Genomic DNA, 19,014 nt, shown 5'->3' with positions numbered 1-19,014 from the left:
GTATATTTTTAAGGTGTTGAGCGGTAATACCGTTGTAAAGGATAAAGATAATAAAATGGCTATAAAAAAACATTTGGCAGTAACAAGTTTATTAGGCGCTAGCTTTGCAGCCCTAGGCCAAAACTCCTTTATTGTTGACGATTTAAAAGTTGAAGGCTTACAGCGCGTAGCGTTGGGAGCAGCATTAACACACATTCCTATTAATGTGGGTGACAGTGTTGATGACTATACAATTTCAAAAACGATTAAGTCTTTGTATAACTCAGGCCACTTTGACGATATCAAAGCACTACGTGATGGTAACAATGTTATTTTTAGAGTAACAGAGCGCCCAACTATTAGTGTTATTGAGTTTGAAGGTAATAAAGACATCAAAGATGAGCAGCTAACCCAGTCGCTTGATCAACAAGATATTCGCCAAGGTGAACCGCTGGACAAAACGGTGGTTGATAATATTGAGAAAGGCTTAATAGAGTTTTTCCATAGTATTGGTAAATATAACGCTAAGATTGATGTCAGCATTACTAAGTTGCCGCGTAACCGTGTTAAGTTAAAACTTGAATTTGATGAAGGCGATGCAGCGTCAATTCGCCAAATTAACTTAGTTGGTAACGAGTTGTTCAGCAACGAAGATTTACTCGCATTGGCAGAATCGCAACAAGACTTACCTTGGTGGCAGTTTATGGGCAGCGATCGCTACCAGAAACAAACAATTGAGGGCGATCTTGAAAAAATCCGTAGCTTCTATTTAGACCGTGGCTATTTACGTTTTAATATTGATTCAACACAAGTGTCAGTGAGCCCTGAGCGTGAATCAGTTTACGTGACGGCTAATATTACTGAAGGCGTAAAGTATAAAGTTAAAGGCTTCGATTTTATCGGTGACTTACTGGGCCGTGAAGAGCTAATCAAAAGTGTTATTCCACTGCGTGCCGGTGAACTTTACAATGGTTCAGTAGTAACTTCGTCTGAAGAATTTATCAAAAGCTACCTAGCGCGTTTTGGTTATGCCAACGCAGAAGTGCGCACCATTCCTGAGATCGATGATGAAAACAAAGAAGTACAGTTAACCTTATCGGTAAATCCAGGTCAGCGCGTTTACGTTCGTCGTATTATTGTCGGTGGTAACCAAAATACCGCAGATGAAGTATTGCGTCGTGAAATGACGCAGCTTGAAGGTGCGTGGCTTTCAAACCAAAACCTAGAGCGTTCAAAATTACAAATTCAACGTCTACCCTATATGGAAAGCGTTGATTTTAATGTGGTGCCAGTGCCGGGTGTTGACGACCAAGTAGATGTTGATTTTACGGTTAAAGAGCAGTCAGCGGGTAGCTTTAATGCCGGTCTTGCATATGGTTCATACTTAGGTCTGCAATTTAATATTGGTGTGACTGAATCTAACTTCTTAGGTACAGGTAACCAAATTGGTTTCAACATCAATACGTCACGCGGTTCTGAACGAGTGAGTTTATCGTACACTGACCCTTACTTTACGCCAGATGGTGTATCGCAAGGTAGTAGTATCTTCTACAGTAACTACGATGCGAGTAAATTCAGCCTAATCGACTATAAATCGAAGAGTTATGGTATTGGTACTAACATCGGTTTCCCAATTGATGCGGTAAACCGAGTTAACTTTGGTGTGCGTTGGATCCAAGAAGAGCTGTCAGAAATTGCTGAATACGAGCAAACACGTGTAATGCGAGAGACCTTCTTAGATCCGAATAATCCAGATGCTGGTTTCGACTTTACCAAGTATGAGCTAAGTGTGGGGTGGTCTCGTGTTACGGTCAACCGTGGTTTATTCCCTACAGCAGGTTCGCGCCAAACACTGAACTTAACAGGTACAACCCCTAATTCAGATTTAACTTACTTTAAAGTTAATTATGATTCACGTTTTTACTGGCCGATCAGCGATAATCATCGTTGGGTGTTCTCAACACGTGCCGCACTTGGTTACGGTAATGGTTACGGCACAACCAATGGTTATGACCAAACCTTACCATTCCAAGAGTATTTCCGTATAACAGAAATGGAACTACGTGGTTTTGACCGTAATACGATATTACCGCGAGCTATTTCTCGTACACCACAATTAATTCCGGGCACCCCATTGCCAGATGGTACCTTGACTGGCAGTATAGGCGGCGCGCCTGAGTTTGATGTGCTTACACCACAGGGGCGTATTGGTGGTAATGCTAAGGCTGTTGCGGGTATGGAATTAATCGTACCAACACCATTCTTAGATGAAGATAACACCAGTTCGGTACGTACTAGCTTCTTTGTTGATGCTGCAAACGTATGGGACACAGAATTTAACGTTGACCGTTATCAAAATTTAGGGCCGGATGAACGTGCTAAGCTTGAGGATTATTCAGATCCAATGCGCTTTAGGGTTTCGACCGGTTTATCATTGCAGTGGATCTCACCTATGGGTCCTATGCTGATCAGTTTTGCGTATCCATTGCAACAAGAAGAAGATGACGATACGAAGACCATCAGCTTTAACATTAGTAATACATTCTAAAGGAGTTTTTTGTGAAAAAATCATTTAAATCATCGGCAATTGCCATTTTAGCGACACTTATGATGGGTACTTCTGCGAGTGCGTTTGCACATAAAGTCGGTATTGTAGACATGCAAGAAATCTACAAGCAGATCCCACAAATGGCAAAGGTTGAGCAAACTCTACAAGCTGAGTTTGCAGAGCGTCGCCAGGAGCTTGAAAAACTACAAGGCGACATTCGCTTTGAAGCAGAAAAGTTTAAACGTGAAGCGACAACTATGAGCCAAGCGCAAAAAGATGCGCTACGTGAAAAAGTAGAAGGCATGCAAAAAAATCTTGCTGAAAAAGGTCGTCCTTTAGAGCAAGAAATTAAAGTTCGTCAAAACCAAGAGCTTGCTAAAATACAAGGTATTATCATCAAAGCGATCGAAGATATTGCCAAAGATGGTAAATACGATGAAGTTAAAGTAAAAGATACCACTATCTACTTTAATCCGAAAACAGTTGTTGATTTATCAAGCAAAGTTGTTGATAAAGTAAGTAAGCAATAGAACTGAGCTATGCATAATTATACGCTTTCGCAGATTGCGGAACTTCTAAGCGCCGAGCTTGACGGTGATGGCGCTTTAGAAATCTCAAAAATAGCTACACTTGCAAATGCCCGCTCTGGGCATATTGCATTTTTAGCGAATAAGAAATATCGCTCACAATTAGCAGAAACACAGGCCAGTGCTGTGATCCTATCTGCTGCTGATGCACAGTATTACCAAGGGAATAAACTGATAGTTGCTAACCCGTATGTTTGTTATGCAAAACTAGCTCAGTTACTCGATACTACACCACGCTCGGCATCAGTAGGGGTTCACCCCAGTGCAGTTATTCACCCGCAAGCAACAGTGGCAGATACAGCGGCAATTGCGGCCAATGCTGTCATTTCAGCTGGTGCAGTGATTGGTGAGCATGTGCAAATTGGCGCGAATTGCTTTGTTGGTGAAAATACTAAAATTGGCAACGGCACAAAATTATGGGCAAATGTCAGTATTTATCACAACATAGAGGTTGGGTGTGATTGTTTATTCCAATCAGCGGCCATTGTTGGTAGCGATGGTTTTGGTTACGCTAATGATAAAGGCCAGTGGATAAAAATTCCTCAACTGGGTCGAGTTATTATTGGTGATAAAGTAGAGATTGGAGCGGGGACTACGGTTGACCGTGGTGCGATTGACGACACGATTATTCATAGTAATGTGATTATCGATAATCAATGTCAAATAGCTCACAATGTAGAAATTGGCTCAGGTACTGCTATTGCAGGCTGTACCGTGATAGCTGGTAGTACCACTATTGGTAAAAACTGCCAAATTGCGGGGCTTGTAGGCATAAATGGTCACATAGATATCTGTGATGGTGTTATACTTACGGGTATGAGTATGGTAACTAAAGCGATTTCAGAACCCGGTGTTTACTCATCAGGGTTGCCACATTCTTCCAATAAAGAGTGGCGTCGTAACATAGCTCATTTACGTAATTTGCCAGAGATGAAAGTTCGCCTTAAAGCGCTAGAGACTCTGACTAAGTCATTAAACGTTGATAATTGATAAGGATGCTATTTTGGCAAACGAATTAAATAGCCTAGATATACAAGAAATTTTAAGCTTACTTCCGCATCGTTACCCGATGCTATTGGTTGATCGCGTACTTGATTACACACCGGGTGAATCATTGCATGCGATTAAGAATGTAACTTTTAATGAACCGATTTTTACTGGCCACTTTCCAAACCAGCCTATTTTTCCAGGTGTATTAATTTTAGAAGCTATGGCGCAGGCAACCGGTTTACTGGGCTTTAAAACCGTTGAAAACCGCAGTGAAAACGAATTATATTTGTTTGCTGCAATTGATAATGCACGTTTTAAACAACCTGTTACGCCAGGTGATACTATGCATTTACACGTCCAGTTTTTAAAAGAACGTCGTAATATTTGGAAGTTTGCTGCAGAAGCAAAAGTCGATGGCAAAGTAGTGTGTAGTGCCGAAATTATGTGTGCGAGAAGAGAGCTTTAATTGTGATCCATGCTACAGCAATAATCGAACCAGGCGCAAAATTAGGTAATAATGTCTCAGTGGGCCCTTATAGCTACATTGGCAACGATGTTGTTATTGGTGATAACTGCATTATTGAATCTCACGTTGTGGTCAAAGGGCCATCAACAATTGGTTCTGGCAATCATATATTTCAATTTGCGTCAGTAGGCGAAGCGTGCCAAGACAAAAAATACAATAATGAACCAACCACACTTATCATTGGTGATAATAACGTCATTCGTGAGTGTGCCACAATTCACCGTGGTACGATTCAAGACCAAGGAGTGACTAAAATTGGTAGCAATAACTTGTTTATGGCTTACACGCATGTTGCACATGATGCTGTGATTGGCGATAACGTGATTTTTGCTAACAATGCCTCTGTAGCAGGTCACGTACACATTGGCGACTGGGTTATTTTGGCTGGTAACTCAGGCATTCATCAATTTTGTAAAGTGGGAGCACATGCTTTTGTTGGTATGTACTCTGGCGTTAATAAAGATGTGCCACCATTTGTTACAACGATTGGTACGCCAGCGGGCCCTGTTGCAATCAACACCGAAGGCATGAAGCGTCGTGGTTTTGAAAGCGATGAGGTTATGGCGACGCGTCGTGCTTACAAAACACTGTACCGTAAGAGTTTAGGTGTCGAAGACGCAATTGCAGCTTTAAGTGAAGATGCTGCTAAGTACCCCGCTGTACAAATGATGATTGATTTTGTTAAAAATTCTGAACGCGGCATTATTCGTTAATCCGTTTATGCTGTGAACAAAAGCCACCAGTTATTAAGTTAACTTGGTGGCTTTTTTGTATTCACTGTTTTGTATTTACGAGAATTCAGTTGCAGCTCAGTTGATACCTGCTAATTTTATGCATTCTAAAGGAGCGTTGAATTTTGATTAAACCATTTCTAATTAGTTTATCACTGGCTATTTTAGCGGGTTGTAGTAGCTCGCCTGCCAATTACTCAGTAACAAACGCAAAGGTGATTGAGCAGGGGCAAGCCAGCTTTTATGCAGATAAATACCATGGCCGATTGACTGCCAATGGTGAAAAGTTTGATCAACATGCCATGACCGCAGCGCATAAACAACTTCCGTTTAATAGCAAAGTGAAAGTTACTAACACAGCGAATAACCGTTCGGTGGTGGTCAGAGTGAATGATCGTGGTCCTTTTATTCGCGGCCGTATCATTGACTTATCAAAGCATGCGTTTGCAAAGCTCGCAGAGCCGAATTTAGGGGTTATTAACGTTACTATTGAGGTAATTGATTAAAACCGTGTGATTAAGTTCACGTAATCAGTGTGCTCTGTTACTAGCTGTTGATGCGTTGCAATCGCTTTTACAGCTCCTTGCTCTAACCAAATCACTTTGTCCATGTTGGCAAGCAAAGCAGGATCATGGGTTATGCTGATCACAGTGCAATGCTCCATGCTGGTTAATATTGCATCCATAACCAGATGTTTAGATTGATTGTCGAGCCCCTCAGTTGGCTCATCAAGTACTAGAATTGCTGGTGTACGTAGCAGTGCTTGCGCTAACGCTAAGCGTCTTGATTGTCCTCGTGACAAGCTTCTTCCAGCTGTCCCTAGGCGAGTATTTAAGCCTAGCTTTAACTCATGTAACCAATCTGTAAGTTGTGCTTGTTGGCAAACTTCATACATTTGCGCTTCGCTTGCATCGGGGGCAGCATAACGCAAATTCTCAGCAATAGTGCCATCAAAAAGATGGTGCTGTTGTGCAACGATACTAATAAGTTCGCAGCGGTTTTGCTGACTAATCGTGTTTATCGCGATGTTTTTGTCTGGTGAGAGCAGGTTTATTGCCCCATTTTGCTGCGGCCACAAACCACTGAGTAAATTAACCAGTGTACTTTTACCACTACCACTTTGGCCTACAATGGCGACTTTCTGCAATGGTAAAATTGTAAAGTTGATATTGCTAAGCGCATAATTATCAGCGTGATAGTTATAGCTTAGTTGTTTAAATTCAAGCCCTAATGGTTGTACTGCCACTAGCTCGTGAGTGGTGTTGGTGGTCGAGGGCAGTTTATCCTCCAAAGCAAAAATACGCTGTGCAGCACTCAGTGCGACGGGTAACTGGATGAAAGCATTAGGCAGTGTCAACACGGTTTCAAAACTAGCGAGTACAAATAAGCTGAGCATAGCTAATTCAACATTCACCATAGAGCCGTCATACACCAATGGAGTAATTATCACAATCGCGCCCAGCATACTCAGTTGCACGATTAGTAGAGATAAGCCATTACTATGCGCTTCTGCATTGTGGCGGGTAAATAATTGCTGATTATAGCGTTCACTGGCCCTACGACACTGCGCAACTTGTTGCTCCGTGGCTTGGTAAATAGCCAGCTCTCTTAGGCCACTTAAAGTGTCAGATAACTGGGCACGTAAAGTTGCTGAGTATTTAGTTTCAAGTTCGGCAGTTTGCTGTAGTTGCTTACTTAACATTATCGGCAGTGCAACGCCTACTAACAGCAATGAAATAAAACATAACAGGGCGACATTGGCGTTATAAATACTCATAAATAGAAGTACAATGGGCACGCTTACAAGTGCAACTATCATGGGCAGAAGTACGTTCAAATAAAATTTATCGAGGGCTTCTACGTCATTTTGCATGCGGTTAAAAAGATCGGCGCTGCGACTCATTGCTAAATCAACATTATTTAATTTGCTCAACGTGCTGAAGACATTGATGCGGATCTCACTCAATAATAAAAAAGTAGCGTTGTGGGTTACTAAACGCTCGCCATAACGTGACGCTGTTCTAACAATCGCTAAAAAGCGGATCACACCAGCGGGAGTGAAGTAGTTCATGTGCACACCGGCTAAACCTGCTGCAGCCATCGCAGCTAAAAACCAGCCGGAAATAGCCAGTAAGCCAACATTAGCCAAGACCGTTAGTGTTGCTAAAAAGGCACCCAACAACATAGCGCTAAGGTGCGGTTTGCACAATTTAAGTAGGCGAATAAAGTTAGTCATTACGATGGCTCCTAGCATTGACTAAGTTGAACAAGCCACCTTGCTGCTGCATTAAGGAAACAAAACGACCTTGTTCAATCACTGTGCCTTTTTGCATAACCAATATTTTCTTCGCATGCTTAATCGTATTTAAGCGATGAGCAATCACAATGACTAAGTGAGTTTTGGCATATTCATTAATTGCATGTTGTACTTGTTGTTCTGTTTGGCTATCTAAGTGCGCAGTTGGTTCATCAAGAACTAAAATAGGTGCTTGTTTTAAAAATGCACGGGCTAAAGCAATGCGCTGCTTTTGCCCTCCCGACAGTCCTTCACCTTGTTCACCAATATGAGTATCAAAGCCATTAGGTAATGCATTGATAAACTCGAGTGCACCGGCTTGCTTGGCCGCAGCGGCTAATTGCGCCGCAGTAGCATCTGGCTTTGCTAGTAATAAATTGGCCTTGATGGTGGTGAATAATAAGGTTGGCTGTTGTGGGATCCAGGCAATATGTTGCTGCCAGTGGAGAATGTCAGGCTGAGTTAATTGTTGTTGGTTAACTACGATTGCACTGATCACTTGTGGATTAAAGCCCAGCAAACAATCAAGTAGAGTACTTTTCCCTGCGCCACTTTGACCAACAATGGCATATAAACCCGTGCCTGCAAAAGTGAGGTTAATATCGTTAATTCCTTCATGGCTATTTGGGTAATGAAAGTTTAAATTGTTGATCTGCAGCTGTTCAAGGCACTCGAGTTTCAAAGGAGAATGGTCCGAGATCGTTGCGTTGGTGTTCTCTGCTATTGGTTCATTTAATATTTTTAGCATATCAGCTGCTGCACTGATCCCTTCTAACTTGGCGTGGTAGTGACTGCCTAACTGGCGCAGCGGTAAATAAAACTCAGGGGCAAGTAATAACACCACGAAACCAGTAGCAAAGTCCAAGGTGCCAAAAAACAACCGAAAACCGATGATCACTGCCACCAGTGCTACGCTGATAGTGGCAAAAAACTCCAATGCAAAAGATGATAGAAATGCAATTTTTAACACGCTTAGAGTTGCGTGGCGAAAATCGTCAGATATCTTGGCTATTTGTTTTAATTCGCGTTTGGTGGCATCAAATAATTTAAGTTGGGTAAGACCTTGCAAGCGATCAAAAAAGTAATTACCCAGTACAGCCAGCTTTTGCCAACGTTGTTGGTTAAGTTGTTCAGCTTGGTGACCGACTAAAATCATAAAAAACGGAATAAGCGGTGCAGTAAATAAAAAGATCAAACCGGCTTTCCAATCGGTTGGAAAAATCACCATTAAAATAGCTAAAGGGATCAGGGCGCTGTAAGCCACACTAGGCAAATAGTTTGCGTAATAATCGTGCAAGGCTTCAACACCGTTATGTAACGTATTTAAGGTTGCGCCATGACCGTGTTGTTCAATGTAACTTGGCCTAAGTAGAGTGAGCTTCTCTAATAACGTATGGCGCATTGCGGTTTTAATTTTTAGCGCGGCTTTAGCGCTGGTACGTTGCGAAAGCCCAAGTAGCATAGCGCGTGCTAAGATCAGTGCAGCTAATGGCCAAAGTAAAGGGGTGATGGTTGCTAATTCCGCCTGTTGAAACATAACTAAATGAATTGAGCGAGCCACCAAGTAAGCGCTGGCGATCATCAGTACCGCATTAAAAGTACCTAATGCGATACTCATTTTTAATAGATTACCGGCGTGATTTGAATAATTTTTTAAAAACGCGCGCAACGTAGTTTGTTGCGCGCGATTTGGTCGGGGGTTAGTTGTCATTTTGGCGATTAAGCCTATCGTGTAATTCTTGTTCGTCGTCAGCGATACTGTCTTTGTTTTGACCAAATTCATACCACATTACGTTGATTACACCTAACGTACAGGCTAATAGAACACCGAGTATCCAAGCAAAATACCACATAAGTTAAATCTCCTTAGTAACTGCCATGGCTATTATTTTCAATTTCTTTAACCGTCACTTTGCGCCACATTTTTACATAGCACCATGTGGTGTAGCATAAAATAAGAGGTACAAAAATAACAACCGCAATAAACATGACATTCAAGGTCATATGACTCGATACCGCGTCCCATATCGTTAAGCTAATATCAGGGTAGTTACTTGACGGCATGATGAACGGGAACAATGACATACCAGCGGTTAAAATGACGCCAGCAAGCATTAAGCTAGTACAAATGAGTGCTAAAGCGGCTTTATTCGCTTTTGACAATAGCCATGCAGCTGCTGCCATCACAAAAGCAATGACAGGGAATGCAATACTTAAAGGAGTCGTTTGGTAGTTATTTAACCATGCTCCTGTTGCTGTAGTGACTGTTTTATCAAGTGGATTAGCAAAGCCTTGTTTATCGCCCATAGAGACGATTTGATAACCATCAATATTAGCCACCCAAAACCCAGCAATAGCAAAGAGGACAATAAATACCAATAGCGCATAGCGGCCATATTGCGCCGAACGTCTTGCTACATCGCTATCAGTGCGTAGTTGTAACCACATACCGCCATGCGCAAGTAGCATTGATATACTGATCAAGCCGGCTAATAAAGCAAAGGGATTTAATAGCGCAAAGAAAGAACCTTGGTAGCTCGTTCTCAGGTACTCATCAATGCTAAACGGAACGCCTAAAAACAGATTACCAAATGCAACACCGAATACGAGCGCGGGAATGGCACTGCCGGCAAATAAGCCCCAGTCCCAATTGTTACGCCAGCGCAATGAGTCAATTTTGCTGCGGTAGTCAAAGCCTAACGGTCTAAAAAATAGTGCAAATAACACTAACATCATGGCGAAGTAAAAGCCCGAAAATGCTGCTGCATACACCATCGGCCAGGCTGCAAATAAAGCACCACCAGCGGTAATAAACCATACTTGGTTACCATCCCAGTGAGGGCCAACCGTGTTGATCACCACACGGCGCTCGCTGTCGGTTTTCCCCACCAGTTTGATAAGCATGGCAACGCCCATGTCCATGCCGTCGGTGATAGCAAAGCCAATCAGTAGTACACCGATGATCACCCACCAAAGTAACTTTAACGTTTCATAATCGAAAATCATGATTTTGCTCCTTGCTCGTCAGTTAGTTGGTTGCGATTTGTGTGCTCATCATGTTCAAAGTGATATTTACCAGTGTGCAATGAACTAGGGCCTAGTTTCACAAAGCGCAGCATCAGCCAGCCTTCAATAATGGCAAGGCCGGTATAAAAGACGATAAAGCCCGTTAAGCTTATCAATATATCATTGACAGTCAGTGATGATGTGGCCAAAAAGGTCGGCAGTATTTCTGAAATAGCCCAAGGCTGACGGCCATATTCTGCAACTATCCAACCAAACTCAATGGCTATCCATGGTAGAGGAATACTGAACACTGTGGCCCATAACAACCAGCGCTTTTGTTCAATAACACGGTGTGCATTGTAGTAAAAAGCGAGCACAAAGACGATTAACATGATCATCCCACAGCCTACCATAATTCTGAATGACCAAAACATCGGACCAACTTTAGGGAATGAATCTTTTACGGCTTTTTGGATCTGCTCCTCAGTGGCATCAACCACATTCGGCGTGTACCGTTTTAGTAATAACCCGTAGCCTAAATCAGCTTTTAGCTCATCAAACTTAGCAATGTTTTCTGCAGACTCATCACCTGAGCGCAGTTTTTCGAGGTACTTATACGCTATCATACCGTTGCGTATACGCACTTCGTGTTGTTTTTCTAAATCATTAATACCGGTAACTTGCTCATCTAACGAGCGAGTTGCAATAATGCCGAGCGCATAAGGAATTTTAACCGCTGCGTGGGTCACTTGTTCATCGGAGTCAGGAATACCTACTAACGTAAACGCAGCTGGGGCTTCTTCGGTATGCCACTCCGCTTCTATGGTTGCCAGTTTTACTTTTTGCACCTCGCCTACTTCATAACCCGATTCATCACCGAGTAAAATAACGCACAAGATTGACGCTAAACCAAAACCAGAGGCAACCGAGAATGAACGTTTAGCGAAGGCAAGATCGCGGCCCTTTAAAATATACCAACTACTGATCCCTAGTACAAACATGGATGCCGCAACATAACCTGCAGACACGGTGTGTATAAATTTAACTTGCGCAACGGGGTTAAATACCAGCTCAGCGAAATTGGTCATTTCCATGCGCATAGTTTGATAGTTAAACTCGGCGCCAACTGGGTTTTGCATCCAACCATTGGCAATTAATATCCACAGTGCCGACATATTAGTACCAATCGCCATTAAGAAAGTGCCCGCAAGATGTTGGCGTTTACTTAAGCGCTCCCAGCCTAAAAAGAACATACCGACAAAGGTTGATTCTAAAAAGAACGCCATTAACCCTTCAATAGCCAGAGGGGCACCAAACACATCGCCCACATAATGAGAATAATAAGACCAATTAGTACCAAATTCGAATTCCATGGTCAGGCCGGTCGCGACACCAATGGCAAAGTTGATCCCAAATAGTTTACCCCAAAACTTGGTCATATCGCGGTAGATCTCTCGGCCGGTCATAACATAGACCGACTCCATGATCACCAAAATCCAAGTCATTCCTAGGGTCAGTGGTACAAATAAAAAGTGAAACAGGGCGGTGACAGCAAACTGTAATCGCGATAGATCCACAAAGGTTTCATCTATCATTTTTTATAGCTCCTTGTATGTGCGGGCAAGTCACAAAACAAATAAAGTAAGCAAACGTTAACTTTCGATCTTTCAGTAATTATTGAAAGTTCGAACAGTATTCACTTTTGGTTAATTATTGTCAATCACAAAATGGGTAAATCCACACCCCTTTATGAGTATTGTGACGTTGTTGAGTTAGCTTCATTAAGTGAAACACAGAGTTTAAGTATTTGCCAATTTATGTTTGAAAAACATACAAATAGTTTCATTTGTGTTGTTATGGGTACGTGCACGAATGTTTCTAAAATTTATTCAAGCTGTGTCATTTAATCGTATTAAAAAACACGCTAGACTAGGGCGTATGACCGTCTCTTTGACTTGTGAATAAAAAGTACCCATGAATAAACATAAACAACCACTGCGTATAGCAATTGTAGTTGGAGAATTTTCCGGCGATATATTAGGCGAAGGCCTAATTAAGGCGTTAAAAAAACGCTACCCAGATGCCATTTTCGAAGGTATCGCGGGGCCAAAAATGCAGGCGCAAGGTTGTCATAGCTTATTCGAGATGGAAGAGTTGGCCGTCATGGGACTCGTTGAAGTATTAGGGCGATTGCCGCGGTTATTAAAAATTCGCAAACAATTAGTACAGCACTTTATTGATAACCCACCAGATGTTTTTATTGGCATTGACGCGCCTGATTTTAACTTGCGGGTTGAAAAACCGCTTAAAGATGCGGGCATTAAAACGATTCAGTATGTCAGTCCTTCAGTATGGGCATGGCGCGAAAAGCGTATTCATAAAATTAGCGCCGCTACTAATATGGTGCTGGCGTTATTACCGTTCGAAAAAGCATTTTATGATAAACACAATGTACCGTGTACGTTTGTAGGCCACACACTCGCAGATGATATTGCCCTTGAGCATGATGACAGTGCTGCGCGTGAGCAGCTCGGTTTACAACAAGATGATAAAGTACTGGCGTTATTACCAGGAAGCCGTGGCTCGGAAGTTGGTTTGTTGAGTGAAACTTACCTTAAAACGGCCGCAGGCTTACAGGCTAAAAATCCAGATTTAAAAATTGTTGTGCCGCTTGTTAACGCGCAACGAAAAGCACAATTTTCAACTATTTTGGCAGCCACTGCGCCGCAATTGAATATTCAATTATTAGATGGTCAATCAAATCTTGCTATGCAAGCGGCTGATGTGATTTTAATCGCATCGGGCACCGCGACGCTTGAAGGCATGCTGTATAAAAAACCTATGGTGGTTGGTTATAAAATAAAAGCCTTGAGTTATTGGATTTTTAAAAGCTTATTCACCTTTAATATCAAATACTTTTCGTTGCCAAACTTATTAGCTGACGAAGAATTAGTGCCTGAGTTTATGCAGCATGATTGCAGTGTTGAAAACCTAACCAATGCTTTAGAACCGATGCTAAATAGTGATAATAAAGAATTAAAAGCACGCTTTTTAGCGATTCATCAACAAATACGCTTAAATGCCAGTGAGCAAGCGGCTACGGCTGTTGCGGAGATTATAAATGCAAATTGAACGCCCTAATGTTGAGCTTATCGCAGGTGTTGACGAAGTTGGCCGTGGCCCATTAGTCGGTGATGTTGTGACTGCTGCGGTGATACTTGATCCGGCAAACCCAATAGTAGGTCTTACCGATTCAAAAAAACTGACCGATAAAAAACGCCAAGCATTGGCGATTGAAATTAAAGAGAAAGCGCTGAGTTGGTCTATTGGTCGTTGTAGCCCCACTGAAATTGATGAGCTAAATATTCTCCACGCCACTATGCTGGCAATGACGCGTGCCGTTGAAGGGTTAAGTATCACGCCTGAGTTTGTATACGTTGATGGTAACCGCCTACCTTCACTCGCAATGCCAGCACACGCTGTAGTTAAAGGCGATAGTTTAGTGGCCGAAATTTCAGCGGCCTCTATTATCGCGAAAGTGGCGCGTGATGATGAAATGATAGAATTAGATAAGCGCTATCCGCATTATGGTTTTGCAGGGCACAAAGGTTACCCCACCAAAGCGCATTTTGCCGCTCTTGAGCAATATGGCGCAATTGCTGAACATCGTAAAAGTTTTAAACCAGTACAACGTGTACTGGCAATGCAGGAGAAGTAATGGCAGCGCCAGATTTTGTCCACCTGCGGGTTCATTCTGATTTCTCAATGGTCGATGGTTTAGCAAAAACTAAACCGATAGTAGCGAAAGCGCAAGAGCTGCAATTGCCCGCATTGGCTATCACCGATCAAATGAATTTATGTGGCTTAGTACGGTTTTATGATACTGCTCATAATGCTGGTATTAAACCCATTGTTGGCGCTGATTTTTGGCTACACAGTCCGGAATTTCCGGAAGGGCCGTGCCGTTTAGTTATTTTAGCCAAAGACAACACCGGTTATAAAAATCTTACGCTATTAATTTCCAAAGCGTATCAGCGAGGGCATTTATTTCACCGCCCAGTGATTGACCGAGATTGGTTAATAGAGCACAAAGAAGGCCTTATTTTACTCTCTGGTGCAAAAGATGGCGATTTAGGTAAAGCCTTATTAAAAGGCAACCCTGCGATTGTTGAATCGGTGGTTAGTTTTTATAAACAACATTTTAGCGATAACTATTACATTGAGTTGATCCGTACAAAGCGCGCGCAAGAAGAAGATTATTTACACTTAGCGGTTGAACTTGCAACCGTTGAGCAGCTCCCCGTGGTGGCAACCAATGAGGTCGTATTTTTAAAACCAGAAAACTTTGAAGCACACGAAATTCGTGTAGCAATTTTTGATGGTTATACCCTCGATGATAAACGCAGACCAAAACGCTTCTCTGAAGAACAATACTTAAAAACCCCAGAGCAAATGACAGAGTTGTTTAGTGATATTCCAGAAGCGCTGCAAAACAGTGTTGAAATCGCTAAACGTTGTAATGTTACTGTACAGCTTGGGACTTACTTCTTACCCGATTACCCAACAGGCTCATTAAAAATTGAAGACTTTTTAGTTAAAGTATCTAAAGATGGCCTTGAAGAGCGTTTGCAGTTCTTATTCCCAGATGAAGCTGAGCGCGTCGAAAAACGTGTTGAGTATGATGAGCGTTTGCAAGTTGAACTTGATGTAATCAACCAAATGGGATTTCCAGGTTACTTCTTGATCGTAATGGAGTTCATCCAATGGAGTAAAGATAACAATATTCCAGTGGGACCAGGACGGGGATCTGGTGCGGGGTCATTGGTGGCTTACGCATTAAAAATCACGGACCTTGATCCACTTGAGTTTGACTTACTTTTCGAACGGTTTTTGAACCCTGAGCGTGTCTCAATGCCGGATTTCGACGTCGATTTCTGTATGGACCGGCGTGATGAAGTAATCGATCACGTATCGGCGTTATATGGACGGGACGCGGTATCACAGATCATCACCTTTGGTACTATGGCGGCTAAAGCGGTAATACGTGATGTTGGCCGAGTACTTGGTCACCCGTATGGATTTGTTGACCGTATTTCAAAATTAATTCCAGGCGATCCTGGTATGACACTTGCCAAAGCGTTTGATGTCGAGCCTCGTTTGCAAGAAGCGTATGACGGTGACTCAGAGGTTAAAGATCTGATTGATATGTGTCGCATCCTTGAAGGTTGTACACGTAATGCTGGTAAGCATGCGGGGGGGGTTGTTATATCGCCCACCACAATCACTGATTTTGCTGCGCTGTACTGTGATGACGAAGGTAAGTTCCCGGTCACCCAGTTTGATAAAAATGACGTAGAAACCGCCGGTCTTGTTAAGTTTGACTTTTTAGGTCTGCGTACTTTGACCATTTTACAGTGGGCCGTTGATATGACCAACGAGCGCCTTGTGCGCGAAGGTAAAAAGCCTGTTGATATCAATGCAATCCCATTAGATGATCAAAAGAGTATAGAGTTATTACTACGCGCTGAAACCACAGCAGTATTCCAGTTAGAGTCACGAGGCATGAAGGATCTGATCCGACGTCTTAAACCGGACTGCTTTGAAGATATGATTGCACTTGTTGCCTTGTTCCGTCCAGGACCACTGCAATCGGGCATGGTAGATAACTTTATCGACCGAAAACTTGGCCGTGAAGAAATCTCTTACCCTGACGCTCAGTACCAGCATGAAAGTTTAAAACCTATTTTAGAGCCTACTTACGGCATTATCTTGTATCAAGAGCAAGTAATGCAGATTGCACAGGTATTAGCCGGTTATACGCTCGGTGGTGCTGATATGCTGCGTCGTGCTATGGGTAAGAAAAAGCCCGAAGAGATGGCCAAGCAGCGGTCAACGTTTGAGGATGGCGCACGAAATAACGGGATTGATGGCGAACTGGCAATTAAAATCTTCGACTTGGTAGAGAAGTTCGCAGGTTACGGTTTTAACAAATCTCACTCGGCAGCCTATGCGTTAGTGTCATATCAAACCTTGTGGATGAAAACTCATTATCCGGCTGAATTTATGGCGGCGGTAATGTCTGCGGATATGGATAACACCGAAAAAATCGTCACCCTAGTCGATGAATGTGAGAACATGAAACTCACATTATTACCGCCAGACGTTAACGCTGGTGCTTACAAGTTTACAGTTAACCTAAAAGGTGAAATTGTTTACGGCATTGGTGCTATCAAAGGGGTGGGTGAAGCGCCTGTTGATGCCATTTTAGAGGCGCGTCAAGCTGGTGGCCCGTTTAAAGACTTATTTGATTTTTGTGCGCGTGTTGATTTAAAGCGTATCAACAAGCGTGTAACCGAGAAACTGATTTATGCAGGTGCGCTTGATCAACTCGGGCCAGAGAAAACGCAACCCGCTCGTGCTACATTATTGGCAAGTTTAAAAGACGCCATGCGTGCAGCAGATCAACATCATAAAGCAGAGTCGTTAGGGCAAACCGATTTATTTGGTTTGCTTGCAACTGAGCCAGATGAGGTTGAACAAGCCTTTATTAAAGCCACCCCACTGACTGATAATCAATGGCTTGACGGCGAAAAAGAAACCTTAGGTTTATACCTAACTGGGCACCCGATAAATCAGTATCGTAAAGAGCTGAGATATTACACCAGTGGCAAATTAGTGGATTTACAGCCAACTAATCGCGATGTGCAGTCGACGGCTGCAGGCCTTGTGATTGCAGCAAGAGTGCTCGTAAACAAAAAAGGAAATCGTTGGGGACTTGTAACTTTAGATGACAAGAGTGCCCGTATTGATGTACGCTTATTCCCAGAACAGTTTGAAATGTACCAAGATATGCTGCAAATCAACAATATCTTGGTAATATCTGGACAGGTCAGCTTTGATAACTTCTCTGGTGGTATTACAATGACCGCCAGAGACATATGCACCATAGCGCAAGCGCGAGAAAAACGGATTAAAGCGATTAAAATGACGCTGAATATGGTGCAAATCGAAGCGAACTTCTTCGAAAATTTACAAAAAGTACTCGAACCTTATAAGTTTGGTACTTGTCCGATTAAGGTTTACTACCAGCGTCCAGATGCGCTGGCACAGTTAACTCTCGGGACAGAATGGTGTGTTACGCCTAGTGATGACTTAATTCATAAGTTATCGTTAATGGCGGCGCAAGATGTAGAACTAGAATTTAACTAATTAGGTAGTTTAGAGCATGAGCCTCAATTATCTTGATTTTGAGCTTCCAATCGCAGAGTTAGAAGCAAAAATTGAAGAGTTACAAAATATAAGCCGCGCTGGCGATTTAGATCTTGAATTAGAAGAGGAAGTCAGCCGATTAAAAGAGAAAAGTGCCAAAATGAAAGAGGAGATATTCTCTAAGTTAGGTGCTTGGCAGGTTTCTCAGTTAGCCCGTCATCCGTTGCGTCCTTATACTCGAGATTATATCGAGCGTATTTTTACGGAATTTGATGAGTTTGCTGGCGATCGTACTTTTGCTAATGATCCCGCTATTTTAGGTGGTATCGCACGTTTTGAAGGCCAACCTGTGATGGTTATTGGTCAACAAAAAGGCCGTGATACCGCTGAAAAAATCAAACGCAACTTTGGTATGCCAAAGCCAGAAGGTTACCGTAAAGCATTACGCTTGATGGAAATGGCTGAGCGCTTTAAAATGCCAATCATGACCTTTATTGACACGCCGGGTGCATACCCAGGTGTTGGTGCTGAAGAGCGCGGTCAGTCTGAAGCAATCGCACGTAACCTTAAAGTGATGGCAGCATTAAAAGTGCCAACAATTTGTACGGTTATTGGTGAAGGCGGTTCAGGTGGTGCATTAGCAATTGGTGTTGGCGATCGCGTTAACATGTTGCAATACAGTACTTACTCGGTAATTTCACCAGAAGGCTGTGCCTCAATTTTGTGGAAAAGCGCTGATAAAGCGCCACTTGCTGCAGAAGCGATGGGTGTAACCGCAGAACGAGTGAAAGAACTTGATTTGATCAACAGTCTAGTTGAAGAGCCATTAGGTGGCGCGCACCGTAACTACGACGGTATGGCACGTAATCTTAAAAATCAGCTTAAACGTGACTTAGCAGATCTACAAGCCTTATCACTTGATGAGATGCTTGAACAACGTTATAAACGTTTAATGTCATTTGGTTATTGTTAATATAGCTAATTGATGGAAAAAAGCCGCTTTTGCGGCTTTTTTGTTTTAAAATGTTTATCAGCTATCAGCTATCAGCTATCAGCTATCAGCTATCAGCTATCAGCTATCAGCTATCAGCTATTCGGCTTAATCTAATCAACCATCTATTTATCGTTTATTAATTCATGCT

The 19,014-nt window shown here is 42.5% G+C and carries 15 protein-coding genes; 10 read left to right on the top strand and 5 right to left on the bottom strand.

Annotated elements, in window-relative coordinates; translation table 11 throughout:
• The first annotated feature begins 55 nt into the window (after positions 1-55).
• The 6 genes from bamA to CWB85_RS10205 all read left to right on the top strand — a co-directional run bounded on the left by bamA (position 56) and on the right by CWB85_RS10205 (position 5,867).
• Positions 56-2,527: an outer membrane protein assembly factor BamA gene (bamA, locus tag CWB85_RS10230; protein WP_016707635.1), complete on the top strand. Its 2,472-nt coding sequence runs from the start codon at positions 56-58 to the stop codon at positions 2,525-2,527.
• 11 nt (positions 2,528-2,538) lie between these two features.
• On the top strand, positions 2,539-3,057 hold the full coding sequence (locus CWB85_RS10225) for an OmpH/Skp family outer membrane protein (protein WP_016707634.1): 519 nt from the start codon (positions 2,539-2,541) through the stop codon (positions 3,055-3,057).
• Between the two features lie 9 nt (positions 3,058-3,066).
• Complete coding sequence (lpxD, locus tag CWB85_RS10220; protein WP_138554803.1) at positions 3,067-4,104, top strand: UDP-3-O-(3-hydroxymyristoyl)glucosamine N-acyltransferase; 1,038 nt, start codon at positions 3,067-3,069, stop codon at positions 4,102-4,104.
• Between the two features lie 13 nt (positions 4,105-4,117).
• The gene (fabZ, locus tag CWB85_RS10215; RefSeq protein ID WP_016707632.1) at positions 4,118-4,570 is read left to right on the top strand and encodes a 3-hydroxyacyl-ACP dehydratase FabZ; all 453 of its coding nucleotides are present in this window, start codon (positions 4,118-4,120) and stop codon (positions 4,568-4,570) included.
• 2 nt (positions 4,571-4,572) lie between these two features.
• Positions 4,573-5,343, top strand: a complete 771-nt coding sequence (gene lpxA / locus CWB85_RS10210) for an acyl-ACP--UDP-N-acetylglucosamine O-acyltransferase (RefSeq protein ID WP_016707631.1) — start codon at positions 4,573-4,575, stop codon at positions 5,341-5,343.
• Positions 5,344-5,483: 140 nt separating this feature from the next.
• Positions 5,484-5,867, top strand: a complete 384-nt coding sequence (locus CWB85_RS10205; RefSeq protein ID WP_374954829.1) for a septal ring lytic transglycosylase RlpA family protein — start codon at positions 5,484-5,486, stop codon at positions 5,865-5,867.
• Here the strand turns inward: CWB85_RS10205 and cydC are convergent.
• From cydC to CWB85_RS10180, 5 genes are read right to left on the bottom strand one after another with little or no spacing between them, the layout of a single operon-like run.
• Positions 5,864-7,597 (bottom strand): thiol reductant ABC exporter subunit CydC, encoded by a 1,734-nt coding sequence (gene cydC / locus CWB85_RS10200; protein ID WP_138554802.1) that lies wholly within the window; start codon positions 7,595-7,597, stop codon positions 5,864-5,866. The genes CWB85_RS10205 and cydC overlap by 4 nt on opposite strands.
• The gene (gene cydD / locus CWB85_RS10195; RefSeq protein WP_138554801.1) at positions 7,590-9,368 is read right to left on the bottom strand and encodes a thiol reductant ABC exporter subunit CydD; all 1,779 of its coding nucleotides are present in this window, start codon (positions 9,366-9,368) and stop codon (positions 7,590-7,592) included. Before cydD ends, cydC begins: the two co-directional genes overlap by 8 nt.
• Positions 9,358-9,510, bottom strand: coding sequence for a cytochrome bd-I oxidase subunit CydX (cydX, locus tag CWB85_RS10190; protein ID WP_016707627.1), 153 nt, complete (start codon positions 9,508-9,510; stop codon positions 9,358-9,360). Before cydX ends, cydD begins: the two co-directional genes overlap by 11 nt.
• A gap of 13 nt (positions 9,511-9,523) precedes the next feature.
• A complete protein-coding gene (cydB, locus tag CWB85_RS10185) occupies positions 9,524-10,663 on the bottom strand; it encodes a cytochrome d ubiquinol oxidase subunit II (protein WP_016707626.1) in 1,140 nt (379 codons plus the stop codon).
• Positions 10,660-12,258 (bottom strand): cytochrome ubiquinol oxidase subunit I, encoded by a 1,599-nt coding sequence (locus CWB85_RS10180; protein ID WP_016707625.1) that lies wholly within the window; start codon positions 12,256-12,258, stop codon positions 10,660-10,662. Before CWB85_RS10180 ends, cydB begins: the two co-directional genes overlap by 4 nt.
• 379 nt (positions 12,259-12,637) lie before the next feature.
• Between CWB85_RS10180 and lpxB the strand changes: the two genes are divergently transcribed.
• The 4 genes from lpxB to accA are packed head-to-tail and all read left to right on the top strand — an operon-like array spanning position 12,638 to position 18,845.
• Positions 12,638-13,795: a lipid-A-disaccharide synthase gene (lpxB, locus tag CWB85_RS10175; RefSeq protein ID WP_138554800.1), complete on the top strand. Its 1,158-nt coding sequence runs from the start codon at positions 12,638-12,640 to the stop codon at positions 13,793-13,795.
• Complete coding sequence (rnhB, locus tag CWB85_RS10170; RefSeq protein WP_016707623.1) at positions 13,785-14,381, top strand: ribonuclease HII; 597 nt, start codon at positions 13,785-13,787, stop codon at positions 14,379-14,381. Before lpxB ends, rnhB begins: the two co-directional genes overlap by 11 nt.
• The gene (dnaE, locus tag CWB85_RS10165) at positions 14,381-17,872 is read left to right on the top strand and encodes a DNA polymerase III subunit alpha (protein ID WP_138554799.1); all 3,492 of its coding nucleotides are present in this window, start codon (positions 14,381-14,383) and stop codon (positions 17,870-17,872) included. The genes rnhB and dnaE overlap by 1 nt, the downstream gene beginning before the upstream one ends.
• Before the next feature lie 16 nt (positions 17,873-17,888).
• Entirely contained in the window at positions 17,889-18,845 is a 957-nt protein-coding gene (gene accA, locus CWB85_RS10160) for an acetyl-CoA carboxylase carboxyl transferase subunit alpha (protein WP_016707621.1), read from the top strand.
• The last annotated feature ends 169 nt before the right edge of the window (positions 18,846-19,014 follow it).

The sequence above is a fragment of the Pseudoalteromonas sp. S1727 genome (genome assembly GCF_005886375.1).
Taxonomy (GTDB): domain Bacteria; phylum Pseudomonadota; class Gammaproteobacteria; order Enterobacterales; family Alteromonadaceae; genus Pseudoalteromonas; species Pseudoalteromonas haloplanktis.
The sequence above is the reverse complement of the archived record's forward strand: the minus strand, read 5'-3'. Positions and strand labels throughout refer to the sequence as shown.

Bases quoted from the DNA above. Each gene is read 5' to 3' on its own strand.
- bamA (WP_016707635.1), top strand. From the start codon at position 56: ATGGCTATAAAAAAACATTTGGCAGTAACAAGTTTATTAGGCGCTAGC.
- cydC (WP_138554802.1), bottom strand. From the start codon at position 7,597: ATGACTAACTTTATTCGCCTACTTAAATTGTGCAAACCGCACCTTAGC.
- rnhB (WP_016707623.1), top strand. From the start codon at position 13,785: ATGCAAATTGAACGCCCTAATGTTGAGCTTATCGCAGGTGTTGACGAA.
- accA (WP_016707621.1), top strand. From the start codon at position 17,889: ATGAGCCTCAATTATCTTGATTTTGAGCTTCCAATCGCAGAGTTAGAA.
- CWB85_RS10180 (WP_016707625.1), bottom strand. From the start codon at position 12,258: ATGATAGATGAAACCTTTGTGGATCTATCGCGATTACAGTTTGCTGTC.
- cydB (WP_016707626.1), bottom strand. From the start codon at position 10,663: ATGATTTTCGATTATGAAACGTTAAAGTTACTTTGGTGGGTGATCATC.
- cydX (WP_016707627.1), bottom strand. From the start codon at position 9,510: ATGTGGTATTTTGCTTGGATACTCGGTGTTCTATTAGCCTGTACGTTA.
- cydD (WP_138554801.1), bottom strand. From the start codon at position 9,368: ATGACAACTAACCCCCGACCAAATCGCGCGCAACAAACTACGTTGCGC.
- lpxD (WP_138554803.1), top strand. From the start codon at position 3,067: ATGCATAATTATACGCTTTCGCAGATTGCGGAACTTCTAAGCGCCGAG.
- dnaE (WP_138554799.1), top strand. From the start codon at position 14,381: ATGGCAGCGCCAGATTTTGTCCACCTGCGGGTTCATTCTGATTTCTCA.
- lpxB (WP_138554800.1), top strand. From the start codon at position 12,638: ATGAATAAACATAAACAACCACTGCGTATAGCAATTGTAGTTGGAGAA.